This is a genomic window from Dyella humicola (assembly GCF_026283945.1).
Lineage (GTDB): Bacteria > Pseudomonadota > Gammaproteobacteria > Xanthomonadales > Rhodanobacteraceae > Dyella > Dyella humicola.
Genome location: NZ_JAPDPC010000001.1, coordinates 2,165,908 through 2,178,183 on the forward strand (window position 1 = coordinate 2,165,908; position 12,276 = coordinate 2,178,183).

9 protein-coding genes are annotated in these 12,276 nt (G+C 62.1%); 1 reads left to right on the forward strand and 8 read right to left on the reverse strand.

From position 1 onward, the window contains the following. Positions 1–56 precede the first annotated feature (56 nt). On the forward strand, positions 57–1,310 hold the full coding sequence (locus OUZ30_RS09700; RefSeq protein ID WP_266182034.1) for an MFS transporter: 1,254 nt from the start codon (positions 57–59) through the stop codon (positions 1,308–1,310). 175 nt (positions 1,311–1,485) lie between these two features. Here the strand turns inward: OUZ30_RS09700 and OUZ30_RS20415 are convergent, their stop codons facing one another. The 8 genes from OUZ30_RS20415 to OUZ30_RS09730 form a co-directional block, all read right to left on the reverse strand. Continuing rightward, a complete protein-coding gene (locus OUZ30_RS20415; RefSeq protein ID WP_425601491.1) occupies positions 1,486–1,764 on the reverse strand; it encodes a c-type cytochrome in 279 nt (92 codons plus the stop codon). Continuing rightward, the gene (locus OUZ30_RS20420; RefSeq protein ID WP_425601492.1) at positions 1,650–2,189 is read right to left on the reverse strand and encodes a c-type cytochrome; all 540 of its coding nucleotides are present in this window, start codon (positions 2,187–2,189) and stop codon (positions 1,650–1,652) included. The genes OUZ30_RS20415 and OUZ30_RS20420 overlap by 115 nt, the downstream gene beginning before the upstream one ends. A 200-nt stretch (positions 2,190–2,389) precedes the next feature. Then, on the reverse strand, positions 2,390–3,364 hold the full coding sequence (locus OUZ30_RS09705; protein ID WP_266182035.1) for a DUF4331 family protein: 975 nt from the start codon (positions 3,362–3,364) through the stop codon (positions 2,390–2,392). A gap of 205 nt (positions 3,365–3,569) precedes the next feature. Beyond that, a complete protein-coding gene (locus tag OUZ30_RS09710) occupies positions 3,570–5,246 on the reverse strand; it encodes a hypothetical protein (RefSeq protein ID WP_266182036.1) in 1,677 nt (558 codons plus the stop codon). Between the two features lie 380 nt (positions 5,247–5,626). Continuing rightward, on the reverse strand, positions 5,627–6,097 hold the full coding sequence (locus OUZ30_RS09715; RefSeq protein WP_266182037.1) for a hypothetical protein: 471 nt from the start codon (positions 6,095–6,097) through the stop codon (positions 5,627–5,629). A gap of 209 nt (positions 6,098–6,306) precedes the next feature. Continuing rightward, the gene (locus OUZ30_RS09720) at positions 6,307–7,770 is read right to left on the reverse strand and encodes an efflux transporter outer membrane subunit (protein ID WP_266182038.1); all 1,464 of its coding nucleotides are present in this window, start codon (positions 7,768–7,770) and stop codon (positions 6,307–6,309) included. Then, the gene (locus OUZ30_RS09725; protein WP_266182039.1) at positions 7,767–8,981 is read right to left on the reverse strand and encodes an efflux RND transporter periplasmic adaptor subunit; all 1,215 of its coding nucleotides are present in this window, start codon (positions 8,979–8,981) and stop codon (positions 7,767–7,769) included. Before OUZ30_RS09725 ends, OUZ30_RS09720 begins: the two co-directional genes overlap by 4 nt. 23 nt (positions 8,982–9,004) lie before the next feature. Next, entirely contained in the window at positions 9,005–12,172 is a 3,168-nt protein-coding gene (locus tag OUZ30_RS09730) for an efflux RND transporter permease subunit (RefSeq protein WP_266182040.1), read from the reverse strand. Positions 12,173–12,276: the final 104 nt, after the last annotated feature.

The window sequence follows — 12,276 nt, forward strand, 5'->3', positions numbered from 1 at the left end:
CCAGCCAGGGCAGGGGTGGCAAGCGCGACCTGCCTCGTTAGCACAGGAGTATTCCCGTGAGCAGCGTATCCATGCCCTCGGCGATTCCGCAGCCACAAACTCGGGCGTTTGCCATCGCCTGGGGCTGTGCGCTGCTGTTCTACTTCTTTGAGTATGCCGGCCGCTCGGCGCCTGCGGTGATGATTCCGGAGCTCTCGCAGGCCTTCGGGGTCAGTGCGCTTGGCGTCAGCTCGATCCTCGGCACCTATTACTACACCTACTCCACCACCAGCCTGATCGCTGGCGTACTTCTCGATCGGCTGGGCGCAAAGTACGTGGTGCCGGCGGGCATGGCCATTCTTGGTTTGGGGTGTCTGCTCTTTGCGCTACCCCATGTGGCGGCTGGCAATGGCGGTCGCCTTCTTCAGGGCGCCGGATCCGCTTTCGCGTTCACTGGTGCGGTATATCTTGCAAGCCACGGCTTTTCCGCACAGCGATTGGCAACGGCCATCGGTCTCACGCAGTGCCTGGGAATGCTTGGCGGTTCCGCCGGGCAGATCGTCGTCGGACCGCTGATTCACGGGGTCATGTCGGTGGCGGGCTTCTGGGTGTTGTTGGGCGTGCTCGTGCTCGTTACCGGCGCGATCTTGATGGTTCTCACGCCGCGGGAGCCTCCCGCCGTCGTGGAGAGTGGCGTGTCGGGGCTGCTCGACACCTACAAGATCGTATTCTCAAATCCGCAGTCGTATTTGTGTGGTCTGGTTGCGGGCCTGCTGTTCGTGCCGACCACGATTGGCGACATGGTGTGGGGCGTGCGCTTCTTTCAGGAAGACAAGCTGTTCACCTACCAGAGTGCCGTGTTTGCTGCGTCCATGGTGCCCTTGGGTTGGGTCATTGGCTGCCCCTTGCTCGGTTGGCTTGCCGATAAGTTGCATCGACGCAAGCCAGCGTTGACGGGGGGCATCGTGGTGATGTTGATATGCGTGGCCCAGCTGACTTTTCTGCCCGCACTTCTACCCGCATGGCTGACACTACTCATTCTTGGCGTGGCTTCAGGCGCCGCCATGATCCCTTACACCATCATCAAGGAAGTCAATCCGGATCGGGTGAAGGGTAGTGCCACAGGCGGGATCAATTTTCTCACCTTCGGCGTAACAGCCGTGATCGGGCCGATATTCGCCAGTCATTTCGGCAAAACACTGGGTGCCGTCAACGCCGATCCCGCAGAACATTTTCGTCACGCGGGCGTATTTTGGATTGTGATCATCGCCTTGGCTCTACTTGTCTCCCTCGTTCTCAAGGAGACGGGGCAGGGAAACCTAAAGCGATGACCTGGGAGAGGCCGACACACCTTTCAAGTAGCCTGCTCCCCCGGTAAAGCGCGCAGATTCTGGACGCCTTCGAATTGGGGCGCGACTTACGGCGAAGTCTGGCTTCATCACACTCGCTCGTGGCGGTGGGCACCATTACTTGCGAACCGGAACAAGCCACGGGCGAATAGCGGGATCACCTCGGCGAGATGCCGGACAGATACGTTGCCACATCGCGAATCTGCGCGTCAGAAAGTTTGGAAGCCACTTCCGTCATCGAACCAGGTTTGGGAGTGCTGGCCCGCGCGCGCGCCTGAAATTCGTGCAGTCGGTTCACGATGTAGGCGGCCGGCTCGCTGGCTATGCTTGGATAGCGCTCACCGTTACCTCTCCCATTCGTTGCATGACAGCTGAAACAGGCGGGAATGCTTCTGTTGTCACCCTGGATCGCCAGCGCCTTGCCAGCGGCAACCATGTCAGGCGAGGGTGGGTTGGGGAGGGGGCAAGAGGAGGTTGTTGGGCGGCGAAGTATTTGGCTAGCGCGTCAATATCCGGGTCGGAAAGCGTGCGAGCAATGGGCTGCATCGTGTCGCTGTGACGGCTACCCGTCTTGAATGCCGCAAGCGTGTGAGCCAAATAGTCGACATTCATGCCGGCAATACGCGGAATACCAGAGGCGTTTCCAGCACCCCCGACACCATGGCACGCGGAACAAACCTGCACAGCTTCGGGCATCGCAGACGATGTTGATGCGTTGGCGGGCGGAGTCGCATGAGCAGAAAAGCACAGCAGTGACAACAAGAGGCCACCCAGTGGCCCCCCGGCACTTGCTGACAACGTGGCAAGACGCTGGGACTTCGATGACGACGTCGACGCGCCAGGGTGGATCGTCGCGGGCATGGCTGAGCCTCGAGTTCGCGAGTGGCTACTGGCGGGTGTCCAGCATCAGGCATCCCATGTGAATTTGATTTTTTATACCGCAGCCATCAATGAAAGCTATGGTGCGACGTGAGCGCCAGCCTGGCGGTCAGCGGTTTCACTCGCTTGGCGACATGCAATCCGCAAGCGATGGCGCGCCGAGCGACGCGCGTCCGCTCGCATCACTCGCCGTGCGGCGGTCCAAGGTAAGGAAACTCGCTAAGCAGATCCGTGTGCGGACCGACGTTGTCACTCGTGATTCGGCCATTGGTGAGTATCGCTATGAACTGGTCGGCCGCATCGTCGGTGAGCCCTCGTCCGTTCTGCGGAAACGAGGCTGGTTGCATCGGGTCGTAGGACAGAAGGTCAGGCAACAGTGTCTTGGCCACCCGCAGAGCTTCTTCAGCTGCGTAGCCTCCAGCATGTTCGAGCGAGTGCGCGAAGGTGGCGATGAAACGCGCGTCGTCGGCGGGTTGGGACGCCATGTAGTCGCCTTGCTGATCGCCCGGTAGAAACACGGCCTGCTGCGGACGCCCGCCACGCTCCACCTGCACATAGCGGCCAATTCCACCATCCATCGTGCGAGCCCACAGGCGGACAGGTCCCGCACCCAGTGCAAGGTTGGGTAGTTCGATCACGAAGCTGCAAACGTCTTTGTCGTGGAAGAAATCGTGCCCGGTAAAACGCAGGCCATCCAGCGCGCCCAGCGCATCGAAGAAAAAAGGGTCACTCCGCCAGCCCGCGAAGAACCGATGGTCACCTTTAGTCGACACGATCGCCTCGCGTCCCATCGACACCCATGCGTCTTCCAGGATGATCTCGCCAGCATCGTCCGCGCCAGCCGCAGGCGGACCGGCCGTGCGGGTCAGTGTCACGCGTTGAGTCGCGCCAACTGAAGAAGATACGCGCATGCGAAATGCAATGTCGGCCACCGCGTCGCCGTCCGTATCGATCTTGAGCTCGTACAGTCCCGCTGGTGAGAAGGGTTCGCGTGTCGTTGGTGCCACCGGTACGACGGAACTTGACGGGTGCACGTTCATGATAAGGATGGACTTGCCCGTGTCGCCTGGCTTCGGAAACGCGTAGATGTCGGTGAGGTCGAGGCGTGCGTCACTATGCGGGAAACCAAAGTTTGGTCCGGAATAATGGTGCGACATTGTGGCTTCGCTCCTCTCGTCAAAGAATGTGATTTTCCAAAAGTCGATGGCGATACTTCCCCGTGCGCGCGACGCGGTGTCAGGTCATTACAGGCCTCTGAGCGTGGCCTTGAAAGTTGCGTGGGGCCTCACCTCCCTCAGCAAGGTGCCGGCGCGTTGGCGCCAGCACCTCCATTCGACTACCAGCCAAGCGACAGTCATCGACTCAGCGGCGGTCGTCGGCATCCTGTTCCGGCGTAAACGACACGCCTCGCAGTACTTCGGCAAAGCTCGCGGTACGCAATGTCACGAAGGCTTCCTGGGCCGCCGTCGTGGCACTGCTGTTCTTCAGCGCGTCGCGGATCGCCACCAGCCGGTTCGGATCGGCACCCACATCGCCATTGCCGCTGACCGTCGAGGTCGTGGCCCAGATCGTCACCTGGCCGTCGCGATCGACTCGACCCACCAGGTTGCGCAGACCGGCGGTCGCTGGCGACCACGGCAGGTCGGTGGCGGCATTGGTACCGGTCGGATAGCCGGATACCGTATAGGCCTGGCCCAGGTTGAGTCCCGATTGCAGGGTATAGGCCAGCGACCAGGTCTTGCTGCCGCTGTTGTATACCCACTTCTGCAGGCCCGCGGTGGTCTGCGCGGCTGCGTGCGTGTACAGATCGGGACCTCCTACATAGCCGTCACCCTCGTCGGCTACGTAGAGCGTGTTGGCGTCGGCGAACCACAAGGCGAACGGATAGGCGAGCGTTTTGGCGGTCTTCGCTGGCGTGGTCGGGAATCCGGCCAGGATGCACATGTTGGTCGGCAATCCGTTGCTCTGCAGCGTGCTCGCGTCATAAGCCAGTGGCGCCTTGGGCAAGGACGCGCCGGCGACCGGCACGCCGACACCGTTGGGGCAGGCCGTGCCCGTCGTATCGACGAAATACACCGTGTTCACGCCATTGCCGCCGCTGCCCTTGGTGAAATACACCACGTTGTCATGCACGGTCATGCCGCGGAAATTGTCGTCCTTGCCGATCTTGTCGGCCTTCAGGCCCAGCGCGGTCACGGAGAAACTGGCTAAAGGCGTACTGGTTCCTGGGAGCTGGGCGATTTCCGGCAGGTGCGCCGGCGCAATGAACTGCGTGCCGGCGCCGAGGACGACGCCAGCGGGTTGTGGATTGCTGCCATTGCCTGCATTGCCGGCGGTGAAGAAGTAGTCAGCGCCGTCGCGGTCGAGCAGGATGGCGGCACGGCCATTGTTGCCGCTGTAAGCATTGGTCTCGGTGAAGCTGAAGTGTCCCTTGCGGTCGACCGTGGCCACCGCCCGGTAGAAGCTTTGGCCATCCGGGTTGGTCGGATCGACGGCGCCGGGCGTGTTCGAATTGGACACATCGAGCGTGTTCACCGGTGCGACGTAGCCCATGAAACTCAGGTGTTTGCGATCCTGCGAAAGATGCAGCGCAAGTTCCGACTTCGAGCTGAAGCTGGTTACCAGCGCGCCTTCCGGCGCCGTCGGCAGCAGGCTATTGGGAACCTGTAGCGAATCAATCAGATGGCCATCCGGGGTCAGCTGATCCAGATAGATGCGCGCCGTGATGCCGAAGCTGGCGTCGTACAGATCGTTGTTCCATACATAAGGGTAAGTACCGTCGTACGGCGCGCCGCTGGCAGCGCCGCAGCCGCCCGTCGTATGGGCGCAATTGACTGGCAGGATCGTTCCGACCTGGACGTTGCTGGCCTTGTTGTCGTACACGCTGCGGCTCAGGACCAGATTGCCCGGCCAGAAATGGATGTCGTGCTGATGCCTGGAATCATCGGCATGGGCGAGAACGCCGGTGCCGAACAAAACGAGCGCGAGGGTCGCGCTGATACGCCGCCGAGCAATGCGAAGAGACAAAGCTTTTGTCATGGTGCTCTCCAGGGGTCGTGGCTTGCCCAGGAATGGGCAAGCAGGGCCACGCTAGAGACAACTGGTGAAGGATTCTTGACAAAGCGCGACGTTTCGAACGAAAGGCCAACGATCGGCGCATCTCTGTTACACGTCCAAGCGCACTGATCGCAAAAGGTTGCGAGCGGAAGTGACCATGAAATACATGGTGGTCGCCCGGCCACGCCGCCGCGCTATTCGCCCCGGGCGTATGGCGAGGGTTTCTCGATCAGAAAGGCAGCTAGAACCTCCTTGCACTTCGGCGGCAGCCCCTCGGACGGCGTCCGTGCTTGGGTTGCAGCCCGTGCACGGTATCAATTTGCCTTCATGCCACCCAGCGGTGGCATGACGATGGTTCGTTTTCACAAAGTCTCGGGCACGCCTGTCGCTGCTCCGTTCCTGGCTTCGATGGCCTCAATACTGTTCGCAAAAGCCCTTTCCAGAACGGACCTGCCGACGCTTCCAAGTACTAACGCGAGTAAACGTCCCTTGATGTTCTTGCCTTCGCGCACCAGGACCGCGTCTAGTGCAGTCGTGCCATCCGGCAGGCGCGTGAATGTGTAGACATGACTTGAACGTCCTCCCCATACGTTGGAGTCGGTTGTCGTCATGACGACGCGATCGGGATCGGACCAGTTGTAGTGCAGTCGTTCCCAGATGCCCGCCGAGCCCTCCGTTACGTCAGCCTCTGAGGGGCCGCGGTGATGCACCTTTAGGTACTCATCGGAACTGTTGCCAAAGAGCATCGAGCGGCCGGGCCCGAAGTCGGTGAGCCCAGCGATAAACTGCTCGGGCGTCGAAGTAGTTTTGTAGTGAAAGCGGATCGTCGACATGATGAGGTCCTCTGTAATCACTGAAGTCGGATGGGTTACTCGCGAATTTCAAGGTTGAGAGTCATGAGCCAAGTTGGAGCTGGCGTATGGCGTGATAATTGCCGTCTGGGCGTGCAGGGGAACCAAGATTTCCCCACACAGAAGCAGCACATTTATCAGTTGGTTTTTACTTGGGAAATCGAGATCCGTCGCTTCAGCGCCAGACTTTTTCATTCCGCACGCGCCTTCCCAGCGACATCAACGGAAGTCGAAGACAGATCGTCGCGCTGCCATCCGCCACCAAGTGCTTTGATCAGAAGAACGCTTGAGGTCATTCGTCGAGTCTTGATGTCGGCAGCGGTCAGGCGTGCGGCCAGCTCTGTGTTCTGCGCTTGAACGACGTTGAAATTGCTTTGTAACCCTCCTGCATAGAGGTCCGTGGCGTGGCGCGTGGATTCGGCGGCGGCAGCGACCGCCGCCTGCTGTGTCTGGGCTTCCTCGCTCAAGCGATGCAAGGACGACAGGTTGTCTTCCACCTCACCGAAGGCGTTGAGCGCGCTCTGTCGGTAGGCAGCCACAGCCTCGGCGTGGCCTGCGCGGGCTTTGGCGGTGCCAGCCTTACGGCGGCCGCCATCGAAGACGTTGAGAAGTGCGGTGGGGCCGAACGACCAGGCTTCCGATGGCGCACTGAACAGCTTGCCTGCCGCGGCGGATTGCACGCCGAAAAGTGCCGTGAGGTTGAGCGTAGGGAAATAGGCGGCGCGCGCCACGCCAATATCGGCATTGGCCGCAGACACGCGATTTTCTGCCGCAGCGATGTCGGGCCGGCGCTCAAGCAACGTCGACGGGATGTCGACGGCGATGGCCGGCGGCTCGACGTCGAGCGGACGCGCGGGCAGGGACAGGTTGGACGGCGGCGCGCCGGTAAGAATGGCGATGGCGTGTTCCAGGTTCGCGCGCTTGAGCCGCATCTCGGTGGCTTGCGTGCGGGCACCCTCCAGTTGCGCCTGGGCGGTGGATACGTCCCCCTTGCGGGCATATCCGACCTGCACCCGTGCCTGCGTCAGCTCCAGAAATTTTTGGTAGTTGCGGACGGTGTCGTCAAGGATGTTCTGCTCAAGGTCGTAGCCGCCGAGCACGAAGTAGTCGATGGCCAGCTCAGCATGGATGCGCAGCTCGACCCCTGCCAGATCGTCGCCAGACGCACCCGCCCGGAACTTACCCGCCTTCACTTCATTGCGGACGCGGCCCCACAGGTCGATCTCGTAATTGAGGTCAAAGCCTGCTTCGTATTGCTTGAACGTGCGGTTGTGCAGCGGATCGGCCACGGAGGCGGAGAGATGGTTGCGCGTTGCCGACCCGGTCGCGTCCACCGTGGGATAGTAGTCTGCCTGCGCTACACGCGCGTCAGCGCGGGCCTCGTCGAAGCGGGCGATCGCCCCCTGGATATCCTGGTTGGCCTGGGTGGCTTGCTCCTCGAGCTTGTCCAGGGTGGGGTCATTGAAGACGTGCCACCAGTTACCCGGCGGCTGTCCGCCACCCGGCTGGGCCACAGTCCAGTCGCCGATTTCCTTGTATGCCTCGACCGGTGGAAGTGTTGGTCGCGCGTCCTTCGGCGCCAGATCGCAGGCACCCAGCATGGAAACGGCGAGCGCGACGCCTATCACGCGTAAGCGCAGCGACGTGGTTTTCATGATTTGCCCGCCTTCGATGTCACCGCGGCATCACCCGCGGCCAGGCGTCGATCCGCACCCGCGGCAGGCGTCTGGCGAACGCGCACGCTGGAGCCGCTCGCGAGCGAGGCGGGCGGGTTGAGGATCACCGCGTCGCCAGGCTGGAGGCCGGTCGTGATCTCCACCTCGGTGCCGAAGTCGCGGCCAAGCGTGACGGCATGGAGCACCACGCGGCCGTTCGGGGCCGCCGTCGCCACGCGCAGGCCTTCCGACTGGAACAACAGGGCATTGGCCGCCACGCGCACGGCGTGGCTGGTGTTGGGCAGGGTGAAATGGACGTCCGTATAGCCGCCCGGGAACAGTTCGCCCTTGGCGTTGTCCGTTTCCAGCTCGACCAGCAGCGTGCGGCTGACCGGCTCGATGGCATTGGCCGTACGAACCAGTTGGGCCTCGAAGACCCGGCCGGGCTGCTCGGGAAACTGCAGCTTGACCGGCACACCCGGACGAATACGTGCGGCGTAGTTCTGCGGCACCTGCACATAGATGCGCAGCTTGCTCAGATCAGCGACACGGAAGAGTTCCGGACCGTTGCCGCTGCCAGCATCGATCAGCGCGCCGATATCGGTCTTGCGCGTGGTCACTACACCATCGTAGGGCGCCACCACCCGTTCGAAGCCCACCAACTGCCTCAGTCGATCGACGTTGGCCTCGCTTGCCGCGACCAACGCGGCCTTGGCAGCCGCGTCGCTCGACGCCTGGTCCTCGTCCTGCTGTGACACGGATTCCGTGGGGAGCAAGGCGTGGACGCGTTTTGCCGTGGCTTGGGCGACACGGTCATTCGCGCGTGCAGTCAGCAGGTCGGCCTCGGCCTGGCGAAGTTGACGGTCTACTTCAGGCGAATCGATGTCGGCCAGCAGGTCGCCCGCTTTCACCTTGCTCCCAATATCCACGTACCAGTGCTTGATGTAACCGCTGGTGCGGGCGTAGATGGGCGTGTCGAACTTCGCCTGGACCGTACCGGGAAGCACGACGTCTTCCTGGTCTGGCGTAGGCTTGGCGGATGCCACGGAAACGGTCGGCACCGAGGCCTCTTCCGTGGACTTGATCACGGCCGCTTCGGCTTCGTGCCTGGACCAAATGCCAGCGATCGCCAGCGCCAGGAGGACGGCCGTCCCTGTGTAGAGCGCCGGGGCCGCGCGCCGGCGGGCAGGGGAGTGGTGTTCAGTAGTCATGTTGCTTGACCCTATGAGTAGTCTTAAATCGGTTCGGCGGACAGGCGAAGTGAGCCGGCGCTCTGCCGGCGCGCGTGGACAAGCGAGAACACCGCCGGCACAAAGATCAGCGTCGCAACCGTGGCCAGGCACAGGCCGCCGATCACCGCGCGGCCGAGTGGAGCGTTCTGTTCGCCGCCATCGCCCAGTCCCAGCGCCATCGGGAGCATGCCGATGATCATGGCCAGTGCGGTCATGAGCACGGGACGGAAGCGCATGAAGCCCGCCTCGAGTGCCGCCTCCAGCGCATTGCCCGTTTCGGCCAGTCGTTCCCTTGCGTGGCTCACCACCAGGATGCTGTTGGCCGTGGCGACGCCGACGCTCATGATGGCGCCGGTGAGTGCCGGCACGCTCAGCGTCGTGTGCGTCAAAAACAGCGCCCACACGATGCCCGCCAGCGCCGCGGGGAGTGCGGTCACGATGACGAAGGCGTCAGTCCACGACTGGAAGTTGATCACGATGAGCAGGTAGACCAGCAACACCGCGAAGGCCAGTCCCCCAAACAGGCCTCCAAACGAAGACTGCATCGTCTGCACCTGACCGCGGATGGTGATGGTCGAGCCCTTCGGAAGGTCCTTCTTCATGCTGTCGACCACCTTGGCCACGTCGGTGGCGACAGCGCCGAGGTCGCGGTCCTGCGGCGCCAGGTAGATGTCGATCAGCGGCGCGACGTTGTAGTGCGAGACGACGGCGGGGCCCACGCCACGCGTGATCGAACTGATCGCGCCCAGGATTTGCGGCTGCGTGCCGGCCGAGCCCGTCACGGGAATGTTCCTCAGTGCATCCAGCGAATTGAGCTGCGGCTGGGGCGTCTGCGTGACCAGCGGGTAGGACACGCCGGACTTTGCATCCATCCAGAACGTGGGGTTGGTCTGGAAGCTGCCGGTCAGGGATACCAGCAGGTTGTTCGCCACGTCACGTTGCGCAAATCCCAGCTCCAGCGCGCGACTGCGATCCACCTTGACGTCGAACTCGGGATAGTCGAGCGCCTGCTGGATGCGCGCGTCCGCCACACCCGGCACATGGCGCAGGCGTTCCAGCAGGTTCTGCGCGAACGTGTTGTTGGCCGTGACATTGAAGCCGCTGACCTGCACGTCCACGGGCGCCGGCGAGCCGAAGCTGAGGATCTGCGTCACGATGTCCGCCGGCAGGAACGAGAAGGTGACGCCCGGGAATGATTGCGGCAGCGTCTGGCGCAGGCGGCGGACGTAATCTCCCGTCGATCCGTGCTTTTCATTCAGTGTGATCAAGATGTCCGCATCCGATGCCGTCGTGGGCGCGGAGTTGCTGTAGGCAAGGTTGATGCCGCTCACCGGCAGGCCGACGTTGTCGACCAGGCTCTGGATTTCCTGCCCCGGGATGACCTTACGAATCTGCGCGTCGATCTGCTCGGAAAGCTTTGCGGTTTCCTCAACCCTCACGCCTGCGTGCGCCCGGAAATGCAGCTTGATCTGGCCCGTATCCACCGACGGGAAAAAGTTCTGGCCGAGCCATGGCGTGAGCAGGAGCGATGCAAATACGCCGCCCAAAAACACGGGGATAAACACGCGGCGCCGATCGATGACGGCCTTGAGCAGATCCTGGTAGCGAAGCCGGATCGCTTCGAACTGACGCTGGAAGGTGTGTTGGAAGCGGGCCATCGCGTGGCGCGGTGCGCTGTCTTCGTGATGCTGGTGCATGCGTAGCCAATACTTGGCCAACGTGGGTACCAGCGTGCGCGAGAGCACGTAGGAGGCCAGCATGGCGAAGCAGATTGCTTCGGCCAGCGGCACGAACAGGTAGCGGGCCACGCCATCCAGGAAGAACATGGGCACGAACACGATGCAGATGCACAGCGTCGCCACGAAGGCGGGCACGGCGATCTCGTGCGCACCGTTGAGGATGGCCTCCTCGACGCCTTCGCCGCGCTCCAGGTGGGTGTTGATGCTTTCGATGGCAACCGTCGCGTCATCCACCAGGATGCCGACCGCGAGCGCCAGGCCGCCAAGCGTCATGATGTTGATGGTTTGCCCCAGCAGCGACAGGCAGATGATCGACGCCAGGATGGAAAGCGGAATCGAAATGGTGATGATCAAGGTCGATCGCCAGCTTCCCAGGAACAGCAGGATCATCAGGCCCGTCAGCGCGGCGGCGATGATGGCCTCGCGCACGACACCGTCGATCGCGCCCTTGACGAACAGCGACTGGTCGCCAATGGGGTTGATGTTCAACGCGGGTGGCGAGGCTTCCCGCACCTGCGGAAGGCGTTGCTTGATCTGCTCGATGATGTCGAGCGTCGAGGCATCGCCTGTCTTCTGGATGGTCATTAGCGTGGCCGGGGCGCCGTTGACGCGGACGATGTTGGTCTGCGGGGAAGAGCCATCGCGTACGTGGCCAACGTCGCGGAAGTAGACGATCGAACCGTTGCTCGTCTTGATCGGCAAGTTGTTGTATTCGTCGACCGCCCGCGGGCTTCCGTTCAACCTGATGTTGTATTCGAACTGCCCGACTTTTTCCGTTCCCGCCGGAATGATGAGGTTTTGGCCGGCGACCGCGTTGACCACGTCATTGGCCGAGACGCCACGCTCCCTCAGCAGGCGCTGATCAAGGTCGAACTGGATCTGGCGCTGGCGGCCTCCGTAAGGGTAGGGAATGGAGGCGCCAGCCACGCCGGCCAGTTGCGTGCGCACGAAATTGTTCGCCTGGTCGAACAGGCCTTGCTCGTTGATCGTCGGGCTGGACAGCGCCAGCTGGATGATGGGGACGCTGGAGGCGTTATAGGCAAGGATCTGCGGCGGCGTTGTTCCGGGCGGCAATTGCTTGAGCCAGGACTGCGAGACCGCCGTGAGCTGGCTCATCGACAGGTCGACGTTCGTCCCCTTGTGGAAGAAGAACTTCACTACCGCGATGCCGTTCAACGACTGCGACTCGATGTGCTCGATGTTGTTCACGGTAACCAGGGAGACGCGCTCGAAGCCGCCCGTGATACGGCCACTCATCTCGTCCGGCGGCAAGCCGTTGTAGTTCCAGATGACGCTGACGACGGGGATGTCGATGCTCGGAAAGATGTCCTTGGGGGTGCGGACAATCGTCAGTACGCCCAGGATCAGCAGCAGCAGCGCCAGCACGATGAAGGTATAGGGCCGGCGCAGTGCCAGCTGGACGATCCACATGAGGGGATTGCTCTCAAAGGTTGCATAATTAAACCCTTTATAGTCAAAAAGGTTTTATAATGCAACCGTTTTGTGCTATGTTGTTCGCGGGTTTTCTTGCAGAG

Excerpts from the sequence above, each read along its gene's own strand:
- OUZ30_RS20415 (WP_425601491.1), bottom strand. The coding sequence starts at position 1,764 with ATGGTTGCCGCTGGCAAGGCGCTGGCGATCCAGGGTGACAACAGAAGC.
- OUZ30_RS20420 (WP_425601492.1), bottom strand. The coding sequence starts at position 2,189 with ATGCCCGCGACGATCCACCCTGGCGCGTCGACGTCGTCATCGAAGTCC.
- OUZ30_RS09705 (WP_266182035.1), bottom strand. The coding sequence starts at position 3,364 with ATGTCGCACCATTATTCCGGACCAAACTTTGGTTTCCCGCATAGTGAC.
- OUZ30_RS09710 (WP_266182036.1), bottom strand. The coding sequence starts at position 5,246 with ATGACAAAAGCTTTGTCTCTTCGCATTGCTCGGCGGCGTATCAGCGCG.
- OUZ30_RS09715 (WP_266182037.1), bottom strand. The coding sequence starts at position 6,097 with ATGTCGACGATCCGCTTTCACTACAAAACTACTTCGACGCCCGAGCAG.
- OUZ30_RS09720 (WP_266182038.1), bottom strand. The coding sequence starts at position 7,770 with ATGAAAACCACGTCGCTGCGCTTACGCGTGATAGGCGTCGCGCTCGCC.
- OUZ30_RS09725 (WP_266182039.1), bottom strand. The coding sequence starts at position 8,981 with ATGACTACTGAACACCACTCCCCTGCCCGCCGGCGCGCGGCCCCGGCG.
- OUZ30_RS09730 (WP_266182040.1), bottom strand. The coding sequence starts at position 12,172 with ATGTGGATCGTCCAGCTGGCACTGCGCCGGCCCTATACCTTCATCGTG.